Here is a 22668-nt window from a genome sequence, read left to right as displayed (position 1 = left end):
GCATGCGCTACGCCCCGGCCATCCTCGCCGGTCGTGCCGTCCGATTCCTCGCCAGGCTGCGCAAGCCGGGCGGGGGATCGGCCGTTCCCGGCCTCGTGGTCAACCGCATCGCGCCCGGGTTCCTCCCCGACACGTTGAACGCCTTCCCGCGTGGTCTCGTGATCGTGAGCGGCTCGAGCGGGAAGTCGACGACGACCAAGATGCTCGTCGGCATCCTGCGTGCCCACGGCGTGTCGGTCTTCACGAACCCGTCCACGGCGAACATCTCCCAGGGCCTCACCTCGGCTCTCCTCGAACGAGCCGACCTCCGCGGCCGGATCGACGCCGAGCTCGGGGTGCTCGAGATGGATGAAGGACACGGCGCGCTCATCGCGCCGCGACTCGCGCCCGCCCACGTCATCCTGACCAACGTGTCCGTCGACCAGATCGACCGCTTCCACGACGCTGCCATGGTGGCGCGCATGCTCGACGCGATCGCTGCCCGATCGAGCACGTCGCTCGTCCTGAACGGCGATGACGCGCTCGTCGACGCCGTCGCGCCAGGCAGCGACGCGACGCGGTGGCGGTACGGCGTCTCGACGGCCGTGCTCGGCGCCAGCGCACGCGGCCTCGGGTACAGCGCGACCTCGTCCGATCGGGTCGATCCCGGGTCCGGAACCGTCGTCGAGGCCCTCGACGGCGACCTGGTGTCCATCACCCACCGCGGCGAGACCGTCCGGTTCCGTCTGCCGGCTCGCGGCGTGCACTACGCCGTGGATGCGGCTGCAGCCCTCTCCGGCGCCGCCGCGATCCTCGGCCCCGAGTTCCAGCTCACCACCGCGGCTGAGTCGTTCCGCGCGCTCACGCCGGTGTTCGGCCGCGGTGAGGTGACGACCGTCCGCGGTGTCGAGGTCGAGTTCGTCCTCGTTCAGAACCCCGCGAGCTTCCAGCTCAACGTCGACAGCCTCGCGGCCGACACGGAGCAGATCCTGGTCGCCGTCGGGAGCGACGTCCGCGATCCCTCGTACCTCTGGCCGGTCGACACGTCCAGGCTCGGTCGTGTGGCGCTCGTGTCGGGGTCCAAGGCCTGGGAGGCCGCGCTGCAGCTGGGCTACGACGGCGTCGAGATCGACCGGATCGAACCGGACCTCGGCACGGCGTTGGACGCGTTCCTCGCACTCCCTGCGCCCGCGCACGGTCGGAAGACCGTGATCTTCACCGCCGACTCGATGCGCCGTACCCGCGCGCACCTCGGCCTCGCCTCGAACGATCAGGACGACGCATGACGACCGAGCCGACGATCACCATCGCCGTCCTCCTGCCCGCGAGCTGCAATGTGAACGGCGACGCCGAGAACGGCGCGGTCCTCGCTCGCCGGGCACGCGCGCGTGGCCTCGCCGTCGAGCTCGTCCCGGTGGAATCGGTCGCCGAGCTCCCGAGCACGGTCCACGCCGTCGTCCTCGGGTCGTGCGACGACCCGTCGGCGCCACAGGTGCTCGAGGCGCTCCGGCCGTTCCGCGACGCGTTCATCGCCTGGGTGGAGGCCGGCGTGCCAGTCCTCGCTGTCGCCAACGGGTGGAAGCTCCTCACGCGCCGGCTCGAGCTGGTGCCGGGGAACTGGGTCGAGGGCCTCGCCATCATCGAGGGCGACGCCCCGTTGCGGCGCACGCGGGCGAGTGACGACCTCGTCGTCGTGCCGAGCGGCGGCCTCGAGCTCGACGCCCCGGTACTCGTCGGGTACGAGAACCACGGGCGGGACTTCCGAGCCGGGACGGGCGTCGAGTCGATCGGCACCGTGCAGCACGGACGAGGCAACGGCGACGGCACGGAGGGTGCGCTGGTCGGACCGTTCGTCGGAACCCACCTGCACGGTCCGGTCCTCGCCAAGAACCCGGAACTGGCCGATCGGCTGCTCCGTCTGGCGATCACGGTCGCCGGGGGCACCTCGATGCTCGACGAATCACCGGAACTCCACGCACTCGACGAGATCGCCGCCAACGCCAGAGCGCAGATCGTCTCGGCGCTCGCCTGAGTACGCGCGTTCTCGACTCCGCGCTTCCTCGATGACATGACGAAGGGCCCCGGATCTCGGATCCGGGGCCCTTCGTCGTGATGCCGGTGGACTAGGCGCGCTGCTCGGTGAAGAGTCGCGCGGACTCGTCGTGCCAGTCGGTCGCGACCTGCGTCAGCTTCTCCTGGTACTTCTTGCCGTGGTGCGCGCAGAACAGCAGCTCACCGCTGTTCATCTGCACGCGGATGTAGGCCTGTGCTCCGCACAGATCGCAACGATCGGCGGCAGTCAGTTGCTGGGCGTCGAGGTCACTCGGCGTGCTCTCGGTAGCAGTCTGTGACATGTGCTCCTCCTGACTCGGGCGGCTACGAAACTCGTAGTACTCATGAAAGCACGCGATTGTCACAACGGGGTCCCATTCCGTGTTCTTTTCGCTGTGCGCGTAGATGATTCGGATCAACCGTGCAGCCGGATGGGTCGGCGGCCCGCGACAACGCGCCGTCGAGCGGCTCCGGACGATCGCGCGCCGAGTGTCTCCCTCGGCGTGTCGGCGGCGACGACTACGCTGGGAAGCGTGAGCAGCGACTACTCCGCCAGGCATCTCTCCGTCCTCGAAGGCCTCGAGGCGGTGCGCAAGCGACCGGGCATGTACATCGGTTCCACCGACTCGCGCGGCCTCATGCACTGCCTCTGGGAGATCATCGACAACTCCGTCGACGAGGCCCTCGGCGGGTACGGCGATCAGATCGAGATCGTCCTCCACGCCGATCAGAGCGTCGAGGTGCGCGACCACGCACGTGGTATCCCGGTGGACATCGAGCCGAAGACCGGCCTCTCCGGTGTCGAGGTCGTCTTCACCAAGCTCCACGCCGGCGGGAAGTTCGGCGGCGGCTCGTACGCCGCGTCCGGCGGGCTGCACGGCGTCGGCGCATCCGTCGTCAACGCCCTGTCCGAGCGACTCGACGTCGAGGTCGATCGCGGCGGCAAGACCTACGCCATGTCCTTCCACCGCGGTGAGCCGGGGATCTTCGCCGACACGGGGGAGCCGACCCCGGACGCACCCTTCACGCCGTTCGAGAAGCAGAGCGAGCTCCGCGTCATCGGCAAGACGAAGCGCGGCGTGACCGGCACCCGAATCCGCTACTGGGCCGACCGCCAGATCTTCACGAAGGGCGCCCAGTTCCAGGCCGAGGAGCTCCTCGGCCGCGCGCGCCAGACCGCCTTCCTCATCAAGGGGCTCGGCATCCACATCCGCGACGAGACCGTCGAGGAGCCGACCGAGGCGATGTTCCGCTACGAGGGCGGCATCTCCGAGTTCGTCGACTATCTCGCGGGCGACACCGCACTCACCGACACCTGGCGCCTCACCGGCAGCGGCACGTTCACCGAGACCGTCCCGGTGCTGTCGCCGTCGGGCACCATGGTCGCCACCGAGGTGGAGCGCGAGGCAGAGGTCGACATCGCGCTGCGGTGGGGTACCGGGTACGAGACGGTCATGCGCAGCTTCGTCAACATCATCGCCACGCCGAAGGGCGGCACGCACCAACTCGGATTCGATCAGGGCCTCCTGAAGTTCCTCCGCGCCCAGGTCGAGCAGAACGCCCGTCGACTCAAGGTCGGCACGGACAAGCTCGAGAAGGACGACGTCCTCGCCGGCCTCACAGCGGTGCTGACGGTGCGCCTCGCGGAGCCGCAGTTCGAGGGCCAGACGAAGGAGATCCTCGGCACGCCGGCCGTCCGCGCCATCGTCGCCAACGTCGTCACGAAGGAGCTCAAGGAGCGGTTCGCCTCGACCAAGCGCGACGACAAGGCGCAGACCGCGCTCGTGCTCGAGAAGATCGTGTCGGAGATGAAGTCCCGGATCTCCGCGCGGACCCACAAGGAGACGCAACGCCGCAAGAACGCGCTCGAGAACTCGTCGCTCCCGGCCAAGCTGGTCGACTGCCGCTCGGGCAACCTCGAGTCCAGCGAACTCTTCATCGTCGAGGGCGACTCGGCACTGGGCACGGCGAAGCTCGCCCGAGACAGCTCCTACCAGGCGCTGCTCCCGATCCGAGGCAAGATCCTCAACGTGCAGAAGGCCTCCGTCTCCGACATGCTGTCGAACGCGGAGTGCGCGTCCATCATCCAGGTCATCGGCGCGGGCTCCGGACGATCGTTCGATCTCGACGCCGCCCGCTACGGCAAGATCATCCTCATGAGCGACGCCGACGTCGACGGCGCCCACATCCGGACGCTCCTGCTCACGCTCTTCTTCCGGTACATGCGGCCGCTGATCGAAGCGGGTCGCGTGTTCGCCGCGGTACCGCCGCTCCACCGCGTCATCGTCATCAACCCCGGCTCCAAGCCGAACGAGACGATTTACACCTACTCCGAAGCCGAACTGCACGCGGTGCTCAGCGACCTCAAGCGCACCGGCAAGAAGCACCAGGAACCGATCCAGCGCTACAAGGGCCTGGGGGAGATGGACGCCGACCAGCTGGCCACGACCACCATGGACCGCCGTCACCGGACGCTGCGCCGTGTCCGAGTGGAGGATGCGGAGTCGGCCGGACGGATCTTCGAACTCCTCATGGGCAACGACGTCGCCCCCCGCAAGGAGTTCATCGTCGACAGCTCCGACCGGCTGTCACGGGAGAGCATCGACGTCTGATCGTCGGTCGTCCACCGAGAAGCAGGACCGACGACGAAGGCCCGGATCGAGCAGTGCGCTCGATCCGGGCCTTCGTCAGTGTGCAGCTCCGATCAGGACGATTCGTCGCTCGCTGCCGCCTCGTCCGTCACCGGTGCTGCCGGTGCGGTGATCGCGCCGCCGATGAACCCGACGGGGGCGTCGAGCGGCACCCCTGAGGCATCCCGCTTCGCGCCGACCTCCGGGAGCGTCCGCGGTGTCCCGTCCGTCCCGACGGCGTGCGCCGGAGCGGCGCCGACCCACGCGACGGCCAGCTGGTCCTCGCCCTTCAGGAAGCGCTGCGACCGGACACCGCCGGTCGCACGACCCTTGGCGGGGAACTCGGAGAACTCCGAGACCTTTGCGCTCCCGGTGTCCGTTCCGGCGAGCGTCAGCGAATTGGTCGCGACGGTCACGACGACGACGTCGTCGGTGGACAGGACAGCAGTGAACGAGATGACCTTCGCACCGGCCGCCAGGTTGATGCCGGCCATGCCACCCGCTGCCCGCCCCTGCGGACGGACGGACGTCGCGGCGAAACGGAGCAGTTGTGCATCGGAGGCGACGAAGACGAGTTCCGCGTCGTCGCCGACCTGGGTGGCCCCGACGACGTGGTCGCGCGGCTTGAGCGTGATGACCTCGAAGTCCGGCTTGTTCGGCAGGTCGCCGGGGATGACCCGCTTGACGACGCCGGTCTCGGTTCCCAGCACGATCGGCTGCTCCGAGGTCAGCGAGACGATCGCCAGCACGCGCTCGTCACGGTTCGGGAGCGACAGGTATTCGCCCATCCGGACGCCGGCCGCGAGCTGGATGGAGGCCGCCGGCACCGCGGGAAGGTCGAGCGGGGTGAACCGGATGACACGACCGAGGCTCGTGACCGCACCGAGTTCGGTGCGGCTCGTGGTCTCGACGACACTCAGGATCGCATCGTGCTTGCTCCGCCGACCGGGTCGTGGTGCGGGTGCGTCCTGCTCGAGGTCGACGCGGAGCGCCCGTCCGGTCGCGCTGAGGTAGACGCGGCACGGGGTGTCGGCGAGCTCGAGCACCGGGGCGCTCTTCCCTCGGCCGGTCGTCGCGACGCTCGGCTTGGCATTCGTCAGCATGGTCCGGCGCGGCGTGCCGAACTGCTCGGCCGCAGCGGCGAGCTCTGCGGAGACCGCGGCCCGGATGAGTCGTTGGCTCCCGAGCAACCGCTCGAGTTCGGCGATCTCGGCCAGCAGCTTGTCGCGCTCGGCCTCGAGCTCGATCCGCGAGAACTTGGTGAGTCGTCGGAGACGGAGTTCGAGGATGTACTCGGCCTGCAGCTGCGAGAGGTCGAAGACCTCGATGAGCCTCGCGCGGGCCTGTTCGGAGTCGTCGCTCGCGCGGATGACCTGGATGACCTCGTCGATGTCGAGGATGGCGATGAGGAGCCCCTCCACGAGGTGGAGGCGTTCCTTGCGTCTCGCCAACCGGAACCGGCTCCGGCGGGTGACCACGCTGATGCGGTGGTCGACGTACACCTGCAGCAGTTCCCGGAGGCCGAGCGTCTGCGGGCCGCCGTCGACGAGCGCGACGTTGTTGATGCTGAAGGAGTCCTCGAGCGGCGTGTAGCGGTAGAGCTGCTCCAGAACGGCCTCGGGGGAGAAGCCGGTCTTGATCCCGATCACGAGGCGGAGCCCGTGGATGCGGTCCGTCAGGTCGGTGACGTCGGAGATGCCGTTGAGCTTCTTGGAGCTGACACCGTCCTTGATCTTCTCGATGATCTTCTCCGGACCGACCAGGTAGGGCAGTTCGGTGATGACCAGACCGGTCTTCCGCGCGGTGACCGGTTCGACGGAGACCTTCGCGCGGGTCTTGAAGGAGCCGCGACCGGTGGCGTAGGCGTCCTTGATGCCGTCCAGACCGACGATCGTGCCGCCCGAGGGGAGGTCGGGACCCGGGACGAACTCCATCAGGTCCTCGAGGGTGGCCTGAGGATGCGCGATGAGGTGCCGTGCGGCACCGATCACCTCGACGAGGTTGTGCGGCGCCATGTTGGTCGCCATACCGACCGCGATGCCGCTGGCGCCGTTCACGAGGAGGTTCGGGAACGCGGCCGGGAGGACCTCGGGCTGCATGAACTGGTTGTCGTAGTTCGGGACGAAGTCGACGACGTCCTCGTCGAGGTCGGCCGTCAGGGCGAGCGCGGCGGCGTCCAGCCGGGCCTCCGTGTACCGCGGCGCGGCGGGCCCGTCGTCGAGTGAGCCGAAGTTCCCGTGCCCGTCGATGAGCGGGACGCGGAGCGTGAAGGGCTGAGCGAGGCGGACGAGTGCGTCGTAGATCGCCGTGTCGCCGTGCGGGTGCAGCTTCCCCATCACTTCACCGACGACGCGGGCCGACTTCACGTGGCCACGATCCGGGCGCAGGCCCATCTCGGTCATCTGGTACAGGATGCGGCGCTGCACCGGCTTCAGGCCGTCGCGCGCGTCGGGGAGGGCACGGGCGTAGATGACCGAATAGGCGTACTCCAGGAAGGAGGTCTGCATCTCCGACGAGACATCGATGTCCTCGATGCGCTCGCCACTGGTCTCCGTCGGCGGGGTCTGCTGTTGGCGGGTCATTCCGTGTCTCTGCTGAGGGGAGTCGAGCCGGTGCTCGGCGAGGATGGCGGGGCGTGGTCGTCAGCGCGGTGTGCGAGACTGAGCCCGATGACCACCATGCTACCGACGGTCGATCCGGAGTCACGCAGCCTTGCCGGTGTCCTCCCGGATTGCCTCGCATCCCTGACGGTGGGCGGTGGATCGCTGCCCGCGGCCGACCATGCCGTCGTCGTCCTCGTCGACGGCCTCGGCGCCGCGAACCTCCGCGGAGCCGCCGCCCACGCTCGGTTCCTCGCGCCGCGCCTCGGCCCGCGCTCCACCACGACCTCGGCGTTCCCGTCGACGACCGCTGCCGGGATCGCGACGCTGACCACCGGCGCGTTGCCGGGTCGGCACGGCCTCGTCAGCTACCGCGCACGGGACGTGGCGGGGGACCGGGTCGTGAACCAGCTCAGTGGCTGGGACGCCGGCATGGTGCCCGAGACGTGGCAGCGCCTCCCGACCGTGTTCGAGCGAGCGAGAGCCGAGGGCGTCACCACGACGGTGATCGGTCAGGAGCGATACCGCAATTCGGGCTTCACCCGAGCCGTGCTCCGAGGGGCGGACTACCGGGCCGGACGCTCGATGGCGGACCGCCTCGACGCGGCCCGAGAGATCGTGTCCACGACCGCCGGCCCCACACTCAGCTACGTGTACGTCCCCGAGCTCGATCAGGCGGCGCACGAGTACGGGTGGGAGTCGGGCCGCTGGACGGCGCTCCTCGAGGAGCTCGACGGCGATCTCAAGCGGTGGTCGTCACGTTTGCCCGCGTCGACCGGCGCGCTCATCACCGCCGACCACGGGGTGATCGACGTCGCACAGCACCAGCACGTGCTCTTCGACCAGGTCCCCGAGCTGGTCGCCGGTGTCCGCCACATCGGCGGCGAGCCGCGATGCCTTCACCTCTATCTCGACACCGATGCAGGCCCAGCGGATCGGGAGCGCCTGGCTGAGGCCTGGCGAGCCGAGGAGGGCGGCCGCGCCTGGATCGCGACACGCGAGCAGGCGATCGACCACGGCTGGTACGGCGAGGTCGACCCTGAGGTGCTGCCACGGATCGGCGACGTCATCGTCGCAGCCCGGAAGCGCATCGCCTACTACGACTCACGTCCCGCCGATCAGAGCGCGAGGGGCATGATCGGACAGCACGGATCGCTCACCGACGACGAACGCCGGATACCGCTCCTCGGCCTCGGTCGTTACGAGCCCTGAAGCCCTGACCGATCAGACCGGGTCGTCGTCGGACTTCGCTCCGAACACGATCTCGTCCCAGGACGGCATCGACGCCCGGCCGCGGCGCGCCTTGGCTCCGGACGGCGTGCCGCCATCGGAGGACTCGGAATCGCCCGCGCGCCGTTGCTGCGCCGCCTCGAACTCACCGGTGTCGAACACCGCCAGCGGCGTCTGCTGATCCGGGACGGCGTGCGGCGCACTGGGGCGCTCGGCAGGTTCGGGTTCGCTGGGGGCGGACTCCCGCTCGCCACGGCGCTTGCGGAGCGCCTCGAGCAAGTCGGCGGTCTGGTTGTGCTGCTCGGGGCTCGAGGCCTCACGGTTGATCGCGGCCTGCGTCGCAGCCTTCGAGGACGGTGCACGGCCGAAGCCCGTGTCGGCCGCGAACGGCAACGGCTCGATCGGACGCGTCTCGGCGGGACGGTCGGTCTCGCTCTGCTGCGGCGTCGACACGCGGTCCAGGGAGAACGCGCCGCTGTCGAAGCGTGAGGTGTCGGGGGAGTCGTCGGTGTCGACAGCACGCAAGCGGGGGATCAGCGCGGCCGGCAGGTCGCCCTGACGCGAGAGGGTCGTGGCCTCACTGCCGATGGGCGTGAGGGCGAGCTTCTTCGGCTCGAACGCCCAGCGGGCGTCGTGGTCGACCTGGTCGGCCGTGAAGGACAGCTTGACGATCCAGCCACCCTCAGGCTCCTTCCAGCTCGTCCACCGTTCGTCGGTCGCGCCGAGCTTCTCGAGTCGAGCCCGGATGACGTTCCCGAAGGTGGCTTCGATGTCGTCGGCCGAGGTGTCGGTCGTCGGCAGGACGGCGACGCCCAGGGCCGTGCCGACGATGTGCTCGCGCTCCGCCATCACCGGACCCTCGAACCGCTGCACGTACTCCAGTGAGGCACCGGTGACCGCTGCGACGTCCTCGGCGGAGAGCCCGCTGCGGATGTGCGCCTGCACTTCCCTCGGAGAGATCTTGGTGTTCCCACCGATCGGCGCACCGGCCGGCTTCGCCCGCCGCAGGTGGACGTGGAACGAATCGTCGACGATGAGGCGGTATTCCTCCTCGTTCCGATCTGCAACGATCAGAGCGCCGAGCTCCGCTCCGACTACCTTCAATTCCTGCATGATGAATGCCTCTCAGCGTGCCACGTGATTGACCCACGTTCTCACGGATCACGGGCGTATTCGGGGAATACGCCGGGCGTGCCGTCAGTTGCACGGGAAGGTTCCGCACACCCTCCCGAACACGGTTTGCAATTCATGCGGAACTGATGCAAACTGTGCCCGCCGATTTTGTTCCGACGGCATCGAGAAGTGGATAGGCATGGCAACTGATTACGACGCTCCCCGCAAGACCGACGACGATTCCGAGTCGATCGAGGCCCTGAAGGAGCGCGTTCCAGACAAGCTGTCCGGAGTCGTCGACTCCGAAGACGCTGACAACCCGGGTGACTACAACCTGGGTGGATCCGACCTCTCCGACCTCGACCTCGACGTCGTCGTGCTCCCGCCCCAGGCGGACGAGTTCACCTGCATGGAGTGCTTCCTCGTGAAGCACCGCTCGCAGCTCGACCACGAGGGCAAGTTCGGCCCGATCTGCGCGGAGTGCGCAGCCTGACAGCACCGCCGCGCGAGCGGCACACAGAACCCCTCCGGATCACGATCCGGAGGGGTTCTGTCGTTGCGGCTTCAATCGGAGACCGATCCAGACTGTGTCCGCCTCAGGCGTGCGTGCGCGCGGCGGCGATCGCATCCGCCAGGGCCTGCGGCCGACGGGACGACAGCAGCCAGTACGGCGTCGGGTCGGCGGGGTCGACGATCTCCACCTTCACGAGGCTGTGCACCCACCCGCGGATCATGAGCCAGGCGCGTGCATCGAGCTTGGTGCGGAGCTGAGCGGTCGCGTCCGTCCCGGTGTACACCACGACCTCACCGATGAACCCGAGCGGGATCGACGCCTTCCCGACCGACAGGCTCGACTCGGAGACCTGGATCCTCGGCGCCGTCCCGAACGCCAGCGCAAGGCACCCGCCGTACAGCACCACCGCCCCGACGATCCCCGCCGCAAGCGAAACGGGCGCGAGGACGAGCATGGTCGCCGGCACCACGAGGGCGAGGGCGATGATGACCCAGGGGCTGGGCCAGAGGGTTTCACGGTACGGCTGCATGTCTGCCTTGTCTCAGAGAACTGCACTACCCTCGATTCGTGACCGAAAGCGTTGACGTACTCATTATCGCGCCGGATCTGCCCGGCTATGCACACCCCGGCGATGCGGGTGCGGATCTCGTGTCCGCCGAGCACGTCGTGCTCGAGCCGGGTGAGCGCGCCCTCGTCGGCACCGGCGTCTCGATCGCACTGCCCGACGGCCATGCCGCGTTCGTCGTCCCACGAAGCGGTCTCGCGGCGAAACACGGCATCACCGTCGTCAACTCGCCGGGCACGGTCGACGCCGGGTATCGCGGCGAGATCAAGGTCACGCTCCTCAACACCGACCGTCACACCTCTTTCACCGTCGAACCGGGCGACCGCATCGCCCAGCTCATCGTGATGCCGGTGTCCCGCGCCAACTTCATCCCGGTGGAGCGATTGCCAGGCAGTGCACGAGGAGCCGGAGGCTTCGGTTCGACCGGCGTCGGCTCGCTCGCCACGACACCGGCCGCCACCGACCCAACCATCAGCACCGACGGTGCCGCGCAGACAGGAACCCTCGCATGAGCGAACTCGAAGACCTCCCAGACCTCGACCTCGACGCGGAGCTGCCCGACGACGCGAAGTCCGCACCCGAGGACCGCGAGACCGCCGGCCCGTTCGACGAGAGCGAGGCGAACCCCGTCCGCCCCTACATCGACCTCGGTGGCGTCAAGGTGCTGCCTCGCGAAGGACTGAACCTCCGCCTCGAGGTGGAGGAGGCGACGAAGCGGGTCGTCGCGGTCGGTCTCGACTACGCCGGTTCCACCCTGCAGGTCCAGCCGTTCGCCGCGCCGCGGTCGACCGGCCTGTGGAACGAGACCCGGTCGCAGATCGCCGAGCAGATCGCCCAGCAGGGCGGCACCGTGACCGAGCGCGAGGGCGAGTTCGGCCCGGAGCTCGTCGCCGAGGTGCCGACCGGTGGTGCCGCAGGCACCGACGCGACCCACCTGGCACGATTCATCGGCGTCGACGGTCCGCGCTGGTTCCTCCGCGGCGTCGTCGCGGGGGAGGGCGCGTCGAAGCCGGACGCCGCAGCGCTCGTGGACGACCTCTTCCGCAGCCTCGTCGTCGTCCGGGGCAACTCGCCCATGCCGCCGCGCGACCTCATCCCGCTGCGTATGCCGACCGCCACGAGCGCGTAGTCGATGACGGACGCACGAGAACCGGAGCCCCGCGGAGTCGACCCGGTCGATCGCCGTGACGCGTCGGGTTCCCCTGATGCCACGGGAGATGCGGATCGGCAGCGGCTCGGTGAATCGATGTCCGCTGCGTTCGGTGCCGCCGCACGCAAGTCCGGTCTGGGCGCGATGGCCGAGGGCGACGCCCCCACCGGCAAGGCGTTGCTGCTCGCCATGGGCGGCGTGCGCGGCATCGTCGAGGCGATCCTGCCCGGACTCCTGTTCCTCGTCGTCTACACGCTGACCCTCGACCTGCTCCCGTCGATCATCGCTCCGGTCGCACTCGGGGTCCTCTTCTCCATTGCACGCCTCGTGCAGCGGCAGCCGGTGACACAGGCCGTCGGCGGCCTCCTCGGCATCGCACTCTCAGCAGCCCTGGCCCTGCTGTCCGGGCGCGCTGAGGACTTCTACGTCGTCGGGTTCTGGACCAACGGCGCCTACGCCGTGGCCCTCCTCGTCTCGGTGCTCGTCGGGTGGCCCGTCGTCGGACTCGTGGCCGGCTACCTCATGGGCAGCGGCACGAGCTGGCGCTCCCACCCCGGACAACGACGCGCCATGCGGTGGCTCACGCTGGTGTGGGTGGCCATGTTCGCCGCACGACTCCTCGTGCAGCTGCCCCTCTACTTCAGTGGGAACGTCGAACTCCTCGGGACGCTCCGGCTCCTCATGGGCATCCCGCTCTACGCACCACTGCTCGTCCTCAGCTGGCTCGTCGTCCGCGCCGTGTTCCCGAAGGCGCCGCAGGCATCCACCGAGTGATGCGCCGAGAGCCCGGCCCGACGCGTCAGCGTGTCGGGCCGGGCTCTCGTCATGTCCAGAGGACCCGATCCTCGATGCTAGAATTGTCTCGACATCAAGATAGATGAGCGATGTCGAGATGACACGACGCGCCCCAGCCTGTAGTTAGGCAAGCCTTGCTAGCCGCGGAGCACCCGCCAGCAGCAAGATTGGTCGGAACGCACGTGAGTGAGCACTCGCCGCCGCCAACGAAGGAGAAGACGATATGTCCACCGTGAACAGCTTCGGGGCGAAAGACACCCTGACTGTCGGGACGACCGACTACGAGATCTATCGCATCGACACGGTGGAGGGTCACGAGAAGCTGCCGTTCAGCCTCAAGGTGCTCCTCGAGAACCTGCTGCGCACCGAGGACGGTGCCAACATCACCGAGGCACACATCCGCGCGATCGGCGACTGGGTTCCGACCGCGGACCCCGACACCGAGATCCAGTTCACCCCGGCTCGCGTCGTCATGCAGGACTTCACCGGCGTGCCGTGCATCGTCGACCTCGCCACCATGCGCGAAGCGGTCGAGGCACTCGGCGGCTCCGCCGACAAGATCAACCCGCTCGCCCCGGCCGAGATGGTCATCGACCACTCGGTCATCGCCGATCTCTTCGGCAGCGAGAACGCGCTCGAGCGCAACGTCGAGCTCGAGTACGAGCGCAACGGCGAGCGGTACCAGTTCCTCCGCTGGGGCCAGACGGCGTTCGACGACTTCAAGGTCGTCCCGCCGGGAACCGGCATCGTGCACCAGGTCAACATCGAGTACCTCGCCCGCGTCACCATGACGCGCGAGGTCGGCGGCGTCCTGCGCGCCTACCCCGACACCTGTGTCGGCACCGACTCGCACACGACCATGGTCAACGGCCTGGGCGTGCTCGGCTGGGGCGTCGGCGGTATCGAGGCGGAGGCCGCCATGCTCGGCCAGCCCGTCTCGATGCTCATCCCGAAGGTCGTCGGCTTCAAGCTGAACGGCTCCATCCCGACGGGTGTCACGGCGACGGACGTCGTCCTCACCATCACCCAGATGCTCCGCAAGCACGGGGTCGTCGGCAAGTTCGTCGAGTTCTACGGAGCAGGCGTCGCCGAGGTGCCGCTCGCGAACCGCGCCACCATCGGCAACATGAGCCCCGAGTTCGGCTCGACGGCCGCCATGTTCCCGATCGACGACGTCACGCTCGACTACCTGCGCCTCACCGGTCGCAGCGACGAGCAGATCGCACTGGTCGAGGCCTACGCCAAGACCCAGAAGCTGTGGCACGACGCCGACCAGGAGCCGGTCTTCAGCGAGTACCTCAAACTCGACCTCGCCACCGTCGTCCCGTCGATCGCCGGCCCGAAGCGTCCGCAGGACCGCATCGAGCTGACGGACGCGAAGGCCCAGTTCGAGCGCGACCTCGTCGACTACGCCACGGTCGAGCACGACATCGTCGACCTCGTCGGCGCCGGTTCCTTCCCCGCCTCCGACCCGGCCGGCACCACGCCGCAGGACGAGGACGAGAACAACCACCACCACCACACGCACCGCAGCCACGCTCCGGCGTCCCTCTCGAAGCCGACCCAGGTCACCCTCGAGGAGAACGGGGTCGACTTCACCCTCGACCACGGCGCCGTCGCGATCGCCGCGATCACCTCGTGCACCAACACCTCGAACCCGTCGGTCATGCTGGCCGCAGGCCTCCTGGCCCGGAACGCCAGCAAGAAGGGCCTGAAGGCGAAGCCGTGGGTCAAGACCACGCTCGCTCCGGGTTCCAAGGTCGTCACCGACTACTACGCGAAGGCCGGTCTCACCGAGTACCTCGAGGACCTCGGCTTCTACACGGTCGGCTACGGCTGCACGACCTGCATCGGCAACTCCGGTCCGCTGCTCGACGAGATCTCGACCGCCGTCCAGGACAACGACCTCGCCGTCACCGCCGTCCTCTCGGGCAACCGCAACTTCGAGGGCCGGATCAACCCGGACGTCAAGATGAACTACCTGGCGAGCCCGCCGCTCGTCATCGCCTACGCCCTCGCGGGGTCGATGAACTTCGACTTCGAGGTCGACGCCCTGGGTGTCGACGCCGACGGCAACGACATCTTCCTGAAGGACATCTGGCCCGACGCGGCAGAGGTCCAGGACACGATCGACTCCTCCATCAACAAGGAGATGTTCGACCACGAGTACAGCGGCGTCTTCGACGGCGACGAGCGCTGGCGTTCGCTCCAGACCCCCGAGGGCTCGACCTTCGAGTGGGACGAGGAGTCGACGTACGTGCGGAAGCCCCCGTACTTCGACGGCATGACCATGGAGACGACCCCCGTCTCCGACATCGTCGGTGCCCGCGTCCTCGCGAAGCTCGGCGACTCGGTCACGACCGACCACATCAGCCCGGCCGGCAACATCAAGGCCGACTCGCCCGCAGGCCGGTACCTCGACGAGCACGGCGTCGGCCGTAAGGACTACAACTCCTACGGCTCGCGCCGCGGCAACCACGAGGTCATGATCCGCGGCACGTTCGCGAACATCCGCCTGAAGAACCAGCTGCTCGACGGCGTGGAGGGCGGCTACACCCGCGACTTCACGCAGGCCGACGCACCGCAGTCGTTCATCTACGACGCGTCGCAGAACTACCAGGCCGAGGGCACGCCCCTCGTCATCTTCGGTGGCAAGGAGTACGGTTCCGGTTCCTCACGCGACTGGGCGGCGAAGGGCACGAGCCTCCTCGGCGTCAAGGCGGTCATCACCGAGAGCTTCGAGCGTATCCACCGCTCGAACCTCATCGGTATGGGCGTCGTCCCGCTGCAGTTCCCGGAAGGCGAGAGCTGGGCCTCGCTCGGACTCGACGGCACGGAGATCGTGTCGATCGCCGGTCTCGAGGAGCTCAACAACGGCACCACGCCGAAGACGGTCCGCGTGAGCGCCGTTCCGAGCGAGCACTCGGCTCCCGGCAAGGAGCCGGTCGAGTTCGACGCGGTCGTCCGCATCGACACGCCCGGTGAAGCCGACTACTACCGCAACGGCGGCATCCTGCAGTACGTGCTCCGCAGCCTCGTCTGACGACGAGGCTCTACCACCAGGCCGGTCCCGACAGCAACCGTCGGGGCCGGCCTGCGGCGTTCGCCGCCCACCCCGCTCACGACGCGTACACTCGAAAGACGGGCTCCGAGCGATCGGTCGGCCCACGGTGGAGGGACGACAGCATGACAGTGCTCGATCAGGTGAACGGACCCCGGGACCTCGACGGCCTCTCCGAGGCGGAACTCGTCGAACTCGCCGGCGACATCCGCGCCTTCCTCATCGCGAACGTCTCGAAGACGGGCGGACACCTCGGTCCGAACCTCGGCGTCGTCGAGCTCACGATCGCGATGCACCGGGTGTTCGACTCCCCGACGGACCCGATGGTGTTCGACACCGGTCACCAGTCCTACGTGCACAAGCTCCTGACCGGCCGCCAGGAGTTCAGCGGGCTCCGGACCCGGGGCGGCCTCGCCGGCTACCCGCAGCGTTCCGAATCCGAGCACGACATCGTCGAGAGTTCACACGCCTCGAGCTCGCTCAGCTGGGCGGACGGCATCTCCCGCGCCTTCCAGATGACCGGCCAGGACGAGCGTCACGTGGTGGCGGTCGTCGGCGACGGCGCGCTGACGGGCGGCATGACGTGGGAGGCGCTCAACAACATCAGCGACGACAACACCCGCCGGCTCGTCATCATCGTCAACGACAACGGCCGGTCCTACGCGCCGACCATCGGCGGTATGGCGCGGTTCCTGAGCGGCGTGCGGACCCGCCGGAGCTATCGCGACCTGCGCGAGCGCAGCCAGCGGGCCTTCAACCTCCTCGGCGGTCCGGGACGCGCGCTCTATCGGGGCGTCCGCGGAGGCGCCCACGGGTTCCTGTCCCGCCTCACGAACAACGAGGCGCTCTACTCCAACCTCGACATCAAGTACATCGGGCCGGTTGACGGACACGACATCCACGCGATGGAGGAGGCCCTCACCCAGGCGAAGCACTACGGTGCGCCGGTGATCGTCCACGCGATCACCGAGAAGGGTCGCGGGTTCCAGCCGGCACGGGACGACGACGCCGATCAGTTCCATGCCGTCGGGGTGATCGACCCCGAGACCGGGGAGCCCGTCGGGGCGGCCGCCCGCCCGTCCTGGACGGCCGTGTTCAGCGAGGAGATGCTCGCGGTGGCCGAGGCCGACGACCGCGTCGTGGCCATCACGGCCGCCATGCTGCGACCGGTCGGGCTCCACGCCTTCGCCGAACGCTTCCCTGAGCGCGTGCACGACGTCGGTATCGCCGAGCAGCACGCCTTCACCTCGGCGGCCGGGCTCGCCTTCGGTGGACTGCACCCGGTGGTGGCCGTGTACGCGACGTTCGTGAACCGTGCCTTCGACCAACTGCTCATGGACGTCGCGCTGCACCGTGCGGGGGTCACGGTCGTCCTCGATCGCGCCGGAGTGACCGGCCCCGACGGACCGAGCCACCACGGCATCTGGGACCTCGCGATCCTGCAGGTCGTCCCGGGTATCCGGATCGCGGCACCGCGTGATGGCGAGCGGCTGCGCGAGGAACTGCGCGAAGCCGTGTCGATCGACGACGCCCCGACCGTCATCCGGTTCCCGAAGGGCAGCGCCCCCGCCGAGCTCCCGGCCGTCGAGCGTCTCCACGACGGTGTCGACGTCCTCCGGACGACCGAGCAGCCGGACGTCCTCATCGTCGCCGTCGGCCCGATGGCGCCCATCGCGATCGACGTGGCGGACCGACTCGCCCAGCAGGGCATCGGCGCGACCGTCGTCGACCCCCGCTGGGTTGTCCCCGTCGCCGAATCGCTCGTCGAGCTCGCCGCGGCGCACCGGCTCGTGATCACCATCGAGGACGGCATCCGCGTCGGAGGTATCGGCACCCGCATCAGGCAGACCCTCCGCGAGGCCGGCGTCGACACGGCCGTGGACGAGCTCGGCGTGCCGGACGAGTTCATCGACCACGCGTCCCGCGAGCAGATCCTCGAGGATGCGGGCCTCACGGCGCAGCAGATCGCCCGCGACGTCGTGGCACAGGTCCTCGGCAGCCGGATCCCCGTGGCCCGCCCACTGCCTGACGACCGCGTCGAGCAGGACACGTCTTCGGAGCGGAGCACGACGAGGCCGCACGGCGCCTGACCGCGGGCTGTGGCGCGCTTGACTTCGAGTGCACTCGAAGTCGTATCGTGTGGACATGACCACTCTCCACGAGGGCTACGCCATCTCCGACGTCGCCGAACAGACCGGACTGAGCGTCCACACGCTCCGGTACTACGAGCGCGCAGGGCTCATGCCACGTCCGATCGGCCGCAGCTCATCGACGCACCGCCGCTACAGCGAGGGCGACGTGTCCTGGGTCGTGTTCCTGACGAGGCTCCGATCGACGGGCATGCCGATCGCGACGCTCCGCGAGTACACGGTGTTGGCTCAGCGCGGTGACGACACCGCCGAGGCGAGGCTCGAGCTGCTGCTGCGGCATTGGATCTCGTTCCTGGCCCGCCTCGAGGAGATGCAGCAGTCGCTGGAGGTCATCGATCGCAAGATCGAACTCTACACAGAACAGGTGGCAACACGATGAAGCACATCACACTCGGCACAGCCGGACCAGACATCGCCCGGATCGGCCTCGGCTGCATGGGGATGTCGGCGTTCTACACCGGTGCCGCCCTCGACGATGCGGCATCCACCGCGACGATCCACCGCGCCCTGGACCTCGGCGTCACCTTCTTCGACACCGCTGAGATGTACGGTCCCTACCTCAACGAGGAACTGCTCGGCGCTGCACTCGGGTCACGCAGGGACGAGGTGACCCTCGCGACCAAGTTCGGGACGATCCGCAATTCCAGTGACGGACAGTTCGGCGCCGATGGCAGCGCCGCGAACGTGCGTCTGTCGATCGAGGGATCGCTGCGTCGGCTCGGGACCGACGTCGTGGACCTCTACTACCTCCACCGCGTGGATCCGGGCGTTCCCATCGAGGAGACGGTGGGTGCACTCTCGGAGCTCGTCACCGAGGGCAAGATCCGGTACATCGGTCTGTCGGAGGCGGCTCCGGACACGATCCGGCGTGCACACGCCGTGCACCCGATCACGGCTCTGCAGACGGAGTACTCGCTCTGGAGCCGCGACCCCGAGGCGGAGATCCTGCCGACCGTCCGTGAGTTGGGCATCGGCTTCGTCCCGTACTCGCCGCTCGGTCGCGGGTTCCTCACCGGTACGATCCGATCGCTCGACGTGCTCGACGAGACCGACTTCCGTCGCGCCAACCCGCGCTTCACGGGGGACAACCTCGCTGCGAACATCGCGATTGTCGAAGAGGTCGACCGGATCGCCGCGTCGCTCGATGCGACACCGGCCCAGGTGGCGCTCGCCTGGTTGCTGGCCCAGGGTGACGACATCGCGCCGATCCCCGGCACGAAGCGGATCCCGTACCTCGAGGAGAACCTCGGCGCCGACGAGCTCTCCCTGTCGGCCGACGCGCTCGCTCGACTCGACGCACTCCGTCTCCCTGCCGGCGACCGGTATCCGGACATGAGCACCGTCAACCGCTGAGCTCCGGCAGGCGCTGAGGGCCGGCGTCGCTCGAGGCTCAATCATGAGAGCGGGGTGCCGTCCACCGATGGTGGAGGACACCCCGCTCTCGCGACACCGCGCGGACTACGCCTGGACGCCCCGGATGGGCGGGTGGTGGAAGGTGTCGCCGAAGGCACGCTCGCTCGCACCCACGCGGTCCAGGTACGGCGTCGCTCCGCCGTCCTGGAACGGCCAACCCGCACCGAGGATGAGCCCGAGGTCGATGTCCTGGGCGGCTGAGACGACGCCCTCGTCCAACATGAGCTTGATCTCCGACGCGAGGCCGTCCTCGACCCGTCGCAGGATCTCGTCCTCGCTGAGCGGGCTGTCGCCCGTGACGAGCACCTTCTGGGCCTGCTTCGTGAAGCCGGTCACCTTGCCGCCCTTGTCCTTCTCGACGACCGAGTCCAGGCCGGCGAGCCGGTGGAGGTTCTCCGACGCGAAGAACCGGTCGGGGAACTTCCCGACCATCGTGTCCTGCACGTGCGCGGCGACCTTCCAACCGACGAGGTCGATGAGCTGGAAGGGCGTCATCGGCAGGCCGATGGGCGCGAAGGCACGTTCGACCGTCAGCAGCGGGGTGCCGGCGTCCAGGGCGTGCGCCGCCTCACCCATGACCTTCGCCAGGAGTCGGTTGACGATGAAGCCGGGAGCGTCGGCGGTGAGGATGGCGCTCTTCTTCAGCTTCGCCGCGGTGGCGAAGGCCGTCGCGAGCGTCTCGTCGTCCGTCTGGGGTGTGCGGACGACCTCGAGCAACGGCATGACGGCGACCGGGTTGAAGAAGTGGAAGCCGACGAGCCGCTCGGGGTGCGCGAGCTTCGCCCCGATCTCCTCGACGGAGAGCGAGGAGGTGTTCGTTGCGAGGACCGCCTGCTCCGAGACGTACTGCTCGACCTCGGCGAACACGCTCTGCTTGACGCCGACCTCTTCGAAGACGGCCTCGATGACCCAGTCGCAGTCCGCGAAGTCGGCCTTGTCCGTGGTGCCGGACAGGAGCGCCTTCAGGCGGTTCGACTCGTCGGGGGAGATGCGCCCCTTCCCGCGGAGGGTGTCGATCTCGCCGTGGATCCGGGCGACGCCGGCGTCGACGTGGCCCTGGTCGAGGTCGGTGATGACCACCGGCACCTGGAGTCGCCGGAGGAAGAGCAGCGCGAACTGGCTCGCCATGAGCCCGGCGCCGATGATGCCGACCTTCGTGACCCGCCGGGCGAGCTGCTTGTCGGGCGCTCCTGCCGGGCGCTTGGCGCGCTTCTGCACGAGGTCGAACGCGTACATGCTCGCCTGGAACTGGTCGCCGACGATGAGCTCGGACAGCGCCCGGTCCTCTCGCTCGAACCCCTGTGCCTTCGTGCCGCTGCGGGCGGCCTCGAGCAGGTCGAGCGCCGCGTAGGGCGACTTCGCGACCGTGCCGATCTTGCTCTCGAGCATCTTGCGGGCGGTGCTGATGGCGAGCGGCCACTTGATCGTCCGCTCCACCTTGCCCGGCACGTTCTTGCGCTGCACGGCCACCGTGCCACCGAGCACCCCGTCGGCCCAGCGCAAGGAGTCCTCGAGGAAGTTGGCGGACGGGAACATGACGTCCGCGATGCCGTAGGCGAGCGCGTCCTGCGCCTTGAGCATCCGGTTGTTCTTGAGCGGGTTCGAGATCACGACGTTGAGTGCGTTCTCGATGCCGATCAGGTTCGGGAGCAGGTAGGCGCCGCCCCAGCCCGGGATGAGTCCGAGGAACACCTCGGGGAGCGCGATCGCGGGCGCCGAGGCGTCGACGGTCCGGTAGTTCGCGTTGAGGCCGATCTCGAGTCCGCCACCGAGCGCGAGTCCGTTGATGAAGACGAAGGTCGGTACGCCGAGGTCCTCGAGCTTGCCGAAGACATGGTGGCCGAGCTGCGCGAGCTTGGTCGCGACCTCACGGGAGGGGATGTCGCCGACCTTGCTCAGGTCGGCGCCGGCCGCCAGGATGAACGGCTTGCCCGTGATGGCGACACCGTCGATCTCGCCGGACGCGGCACGGGTCCGTTGCGTCTCGAGGACGCCGTCGAGCTCGAGCAGCGTGACCGGGCCGAGGGTGTTCGGCCTCGTGTGGTCGCGTCCGTTGTCGAGGGTGATGAGCGCGATCGTGCGCCCGCTCGCCGTGGTGATGTCCTTGACGAAGGAGCGCGTCACGACCTCGTCGTCGCCGCTGATCGCGACGAGCTCCGAGAAGTCGATGGTCGTGTAGTCGGTCATCTACTTGCGTCCCTTCTTGCCGGTGAAGTACGGGTTCTCCCAGATCACGGTGCCGCCCTGGCCGAGGCCGACGCACATCGCCGTGAGTCCATAGCGCACCTCGGGGTGCTCGGCGAACTGCGCCGCGAGCTGGATCATGAGTCGGACGCCGGATGCCGCGAGCGGGTGCCCGACGGCGATCGCGCCACCCCACGGGTTCACCCGCGGGTCCTCGTCGTCGATGCCGAAGTGGTCGAGGAAGGAGAGCACCTGCACCGCGAAGGCCTCGTTCAGTTCGAACAGACCGATGTCCTCGATCGACAGGCCCGCCTTCCGAAGGGCCTTCTCCGTGGACGGCACGGGACCGATGCCCATGATCTCGGGCTCGACGCCCGCGAACGCGAAGCTGACGAGGCGCATCTTCGGAGTGAGACCGAGCTCCTTCGCCGTCGAGGCACTGGCGAGCAGACTCACCGTGGCGCCGTCGGTCAGCGGCGAGGCGTTGCCTGCGGTGACACGGCCGTGGGGCCGGAACGGCGTCTTCAGTCCGGCGAGCCCCTCCATCGTGGTCTCGGGACGGAGCCCTTCGTCGCCGGTGGCGAGTCCCCATCCGCTGTCGCTCCGGAGCGCGACCGGGACGAGGTCGGGCTGGATCCGTCCGGCTTCGTAGGCGGCCGCGACCTTCTGCTGACTACGCATGCCGAAGCGGTCGGAGCGTTCCTTCGTGAGCTGCGGGAACCGGTCGTGGATGCGCTCGGCCGTCTTGCCCATGTTCAGCGCGTCCTCACTGACGAGGCGCTCGGCGAGGAACCGCGGGTTCGGGTCGGCGTCCAGCCCCATGGGGTGACGTCCCATGTGCTCGACGCCACCGGCGAGGACGAGGTCGTAGGCACCGAATGCGATGCCGCTGCCGAGCGTCGTGACGGAGGTCATCGCTCCGGCGCACATGCGGTCGATCGCAAATCCGGGTACGGACTTCGGGAGGCCGGCGAGCAGCGCGGCGGTCCGGCCGAGCGTGAGCCCCTGGTCGCCCTGCTGGGTCGTCGCCGCGATGGCGACCTCGTCGATGCGGTCGAGCGGCAGACCGGGATGACGTTCGAGCAGTCCGATGATCGCCTTGACGATCAGGTCGTCAGCCCGGGTGTTCCAGTACATGCCCTTTTCGCCGGCTCGTCCGAACGGTGTCCGGACTCCATCAACGAATACGACGTCGGCTTGTTCGGCCACGTTGCCTCCTCATTCTCGGGGTA

Annotated in this window: 18 protein-coding genes; 12 read left to right on the top strand and 6 right to left on the bottom strand. The window is 68.6% G+C overall.

What is annotated here, in order from left to right; all coding sequences use genetic code 11:
- The first annotated feature begins 2 nt into the window (after window positions 1-2).
- Together ACZZZB_RS00165 and ACZZZB_RS00160 are read left to right on the top strand one after the other, a co-directional pair.
- Window positions 3-1265, top strand: a complete 1263-nt coding sequence (locus ACZZZB_RS00165) for a MurT ligase domain-containing protein (protein WP_194644579.1) — start codon at window positions 3-5, stop codon at window positions 1263-1265.
- Window positions 1262-2011 carry a hypothetical protein gene (locus tag ACZZZB_RS00160; protein WP_202938310.1) on the top strand — a complete coding sequence of 250 codons (750 nt, stop codon included), beginning with the start codon at window positions 1262-1264 and terminating at the stop codon, window positions 2009-2011. Before ACZZZB_RS00165 ends, ACZZZB_RS00160 begins: the two co-directional genes overlap by 4 nt.
- A gap of 91 nt (window positions 2012-2102) precedes the next feature.
- Here ACZZZB_RS00160 and ACZZZB_RS00155 read toward each other — a convergent pair whose 3' ends face one another.
- A complete protein-coding gene (locus ACZZZB_RS00155) occupies window positions 2103-2333 on the bottom strand; it encodes a DUF7455 domain-containing protein (RefSeq protein WP_056011197.1) in 231 nt (76 codons plus the stop codon).
- Window positions 2334-2564: 231 nt separating this feature from the next.
- Here ACZZZB_RS00155 and ACZZZB_RS00150 point away from each other — a divergent pair, with 231 nt between their 5' ends.
- Window positions 2565-4643, top strand: a complete 2079-nt coding sequence (locus ACZZZB_RS00150) for a DNA gyrase/topoisomerase IV subunit B (RefSeq protein ID WP_229938850.1) — start codon at window positions 2565-2567, stop codon at window positions 4641-4643.
- A 92-nt stretch (window positions 4644-4735) separates the two neighbouring features.
- On the opposite strand, the gene ACZZZB_RS00145 is transcribed toward ACZZZB_RS00150, so the two are convergent.
- Complete coding sequence (locus ACZZZB_RS00145) at window positions 4736-7243, bottom strand: DNA gyrase/topoisomerase IV subunit A (protein ID WP_463528682.1); 2508 nt, start codon at window positions 7241-7243, stop codon at window positions 4736-4738.
- An 87-nt stretch (window positions 7244-7330) separates the two neighbouring features.
- On the opposite strand from ACZZZB_RS00145, the gene ACZZZB_RS00140 reads away from it, so the two are divergent.
- Window positions 7331-8473, top strand: a complete 1143-nt coding sequence (locus ACZZZB_RS00140) for an alkaline phosphatase family protein (protein ID WP_463528681.1) — start codon at window positions 7331-7333, stop codon at window positions 8471-8473.
- A gap of 12 nt (window positions 8474-8485) precedes the next feature.
- Here ACZZZB_RS00140 and sepH read toward each other — a convergent pair whose 3' ends face one another.
- Window positions 8486-9604 (bottom strand): septation protein SepH, encoded by a 1119-nt coding sequence (sepH, locus tag ACZZZB_RS00135; RefSeq protein ID WP_463528680.1) that lies wholly within the window; start codon window positions 9602-9604, stop codon window positions 8486-8488.
- Between the two features lie 199 nt (window positions 9605-9803).
- Between sepH and ACZZZB_RS00130 the strand changes: the two genes are divergently transcribed.
- The gene (locus tag ACZZZB_RS00130; protein ID WP_056005937.1) at window positions 9804-10097 is read left to right on the top strand and encodes a DUF4193 domain-containing protein; all 294 of its coding nucleotides are present in this window, start codon (window positions 9804-9806) and stop codon (window positions 10095-10097) included.
- 103 nt (window positions 10098-10200) lie between these two features.
- On the opposite strand, the gene ACZZZB_RS00125 is transcribed toward ACZZZB_RS00130, so the two are convergent.
- Window positions 10201-10647, bottom strand: coding sequence for a DUF3093 domain-containing protein (locus ACZZZB_RS00125; protein WP_079705884.1), 447 nt, complete (start codon window positions 10645-10647; stop codon window positions 10201-10203).
- A 38-nt stretch (window positions 10648-10685) separates the two neighbouring features.
- Here ACZZZB_RS00125 and dut point away from each other — a divergent pair, with 38 nt between their 5' ends.
- The 7 genes from dut to ACZZZB_RS00090 all read left to right on the top strand — a co-directional run bounded on the left by dut (window position 10686) and on the right by ACZZZB_RS00090 (window position 19192).
- Complete coding sequence (gene dut / locus ACZZZB_RS00120; RefSeq protein WP_079705885.1) at window positions 10686-11195, top strand: dUTP diphosphatase; 510 nt, start codon at window positions 10686-10688, stop codon at window positions 11193-11195.
- On the top strand, window positions 11192-11812 hold the full coding sequence (locus ACZZZB_RS00115) for a DUF3710 domain-containing protein (RefSeq protein ID WP_086473327.1): 621 nt from the start codon (window positions 11192-11194) through the stop codon (window positions 11810-11812). Before dut ends, ACZZZB_RS00115 begins: the two co-directional genes overlap by 4 nt.
- A 117-nt stretch (window positions 11813-11929) precedes the next feature.
- On the top strand, window positions 11930-12607 hold the full coding sequence (locus tag ACZZZB_RS00110) for a DUF3159 domain-containing protein (RefSeq protein WP_192004936.1): 678 nt from the start codon (window positions 11930-11932) through the stop codon (window positions 12605-12607).
- A 244-nt stretch (window positions 12608-12851) separates the two neighbouring features.
- On the top strand, window positions 12852-15671 hold the full coding sequence (locus tag ACZZZB_RS00105) for an aconitate hydratase (RefSeq protein WP_463528679.1): 2820 nt from the start codon (window positions 12852-12854) through the stop codon (window positions 15669-15671).
- A gap of 143 nt (window positions 15672-15814) precedes the next feature.
- Window positions 15815-17779, top strand: a complete 1965-nt coding sequence (gene dxs / locus ACZZZB_RS00100; RefSeq protein ID WP_064293787.1) for a 1-deoxy-D-xylulose-5-phosphate synthase — start codon at window positions 15815-15817, stop codon at window positions 17777-17779.
- Between the two features lie 55 nt (window positions 17780-17834).
- Window positions 17835-18218, top strand: a complete 384-nt coding sequence (locus tag ACZZZB_RS00095; protein ID WP_463528678.1) for a MerR family transcriptional regulator — start codon at window positions 17835-17837, stop codon at window positions 18216-18218.
- Complete coding sequence (locus ACZZZB_RS00090) at window positions 18215-19192, top strand: aldo/keto reductase (protein ID WP_124769310.1); 978 nt, start codon at window positions 18215-18217, stop codon at window positions 19190-19192. Before ACZZZB_RS00095 ends, ACZZZB_RS00090 begins: the two co-directional genes overlap by 4 nt.
- Window positions 19193-19297: 105 nt before the next feature.
- Here the strand turns inward: ACZZZB_RS00090 and ACZZZB_RS00085 are convergent, their stop codons facing one another.
- Window positions 19298-21439: a 3-hydroxyacyl-CoA dehydrogenase NAD-binding domain-containing protein gene (locus tag ACZZZB_RS00085; protein WP_463528677.1), complete on the bottom strand. Its 2142-nt coding sequence runs from the start codon at window positions 21437-21439 to the stop codon at window positions 19298-19300.
- The gene (locus ACZZZB_RS00080; protein WP_064293790.1) at window positions 21440-22645 is read right to left on the bottom strand and encodes a thiolase family protein; all 1206 of its coding nucleotides are present in this window, start codon (window positions 22643-22645) and stop codon (window positions 21440-21442) included.
- Window positions 22646-22668 lie beyond the last annotated feature (23 nt).

It is taken from the genome of Plantibacter sp. AC185, assembly GCF_979258065.1.
Note: the sequence above shows the minus strand (reverse complement) of the source record. Positions and strands in the feature narration are given on the sequence as shown.

Coding starts and splice junctions, on each gene's coding strand:
- ACZZZB_RS00165 (WP_194644579.1), top strand. CDS start 3: ATGCGCTACGCCCCGGCCATCCTCGCCGGTCGTGCCGTCCGATTCCTC.
- ACZZZB_RS00160 (WP_202938310.1), top strand. CDS start 1,262: ATGACGACCGAGCCGACGATCACCATCGCCGTCCTCCTGCCCGCGAGC.
- ACZZZB_RS00155 (WP_056011197.1), bottom strand. CDS start 2,333: ATGTCACAGACTGCTACCGAGAGCACGCCGAGTGACCTCGACGCCCAG.
- ACZZZB_RS00145 (WP_463528682.1), bottom strand. CDS start 7,243: ATGACCCGCCAACAGCAGACCCCGCCGACGGAGACCAGTGGCGAGCGC.
- ACZZZB_RS00140 (WP_463528681.1), top strand. CDS start 7,331: ATGACCACCATGCTACCGACGGTCGATCCGGAGTCACGCAGCCTTGCC.
- sepH (WP_463528680.1), bottom strand. CDS start 9,604: ATGCAGGAATTGAAGGTAGTCGGAGCGGAGCTCGGCGCTCTGATCGTT.
- ACZZZB_RS00130 (WP_056005937.1), top strand. CDS start 9,804: ATGGCAACTGATTACGACGCTCCCCGCAAGACCGACGACGATTCCGAG.
- ACZZZB_RS00125 (WP_079705884.1), bottom strand. CDS start 10,647: ATGCAGCCGTACCGTGAAACCCTCTGGCCCAGCCCCTGGGTCATCATC.
- ACZZZB_RS00115 (WP_086473327.1), top strand. CDS start 11,192: ATGAGCGAACTCGAAGACCTCCCAGACCTCGACCTCGACGCGGAGCTG.
- ACZZZB_RS00110 (WP_192004936.1), top strand. CDS start 11,930: ATGTCCGCTGCGTTCGGTGCCGCCGCACGCAAGTCCGGTCTGGGCGCG.
- ACZZZB_RS00105 (WP_463528679.1), top strand. CDS start 12,852: ATGTCCACCGTGAACAGCTTCGGGGCGAAAGACACCCTGACTGTCGGG.
- dxs (WP_064293787.1), top strand. CDS start 15,815: ATGACAGTGCTCGATCAGGTGAACGGACCCCGGGACCTCGACGGCCTC.
- ACZZZB_RS00095 (WP_463528678.1), top strand. CDS start 17,835: ATGACCACTCTCCACGAGGGCTACGCCATCTCCGACGTCGCCGAACAG.
- ACZZZB_RS00090 (WP_124769310.1), top strand. CDS start 18,215: ATGAAGCACATCACACTCGGCACAGCCGGACCAGACATCGCCCGGATC.
- ACZZZB_RS00085 (WP_463528677.1), bottom strand. CDS start 21,439: ATGACCGACTACACGACCATCGACTTCTCGGAGCTCGTCGCGATCAGC.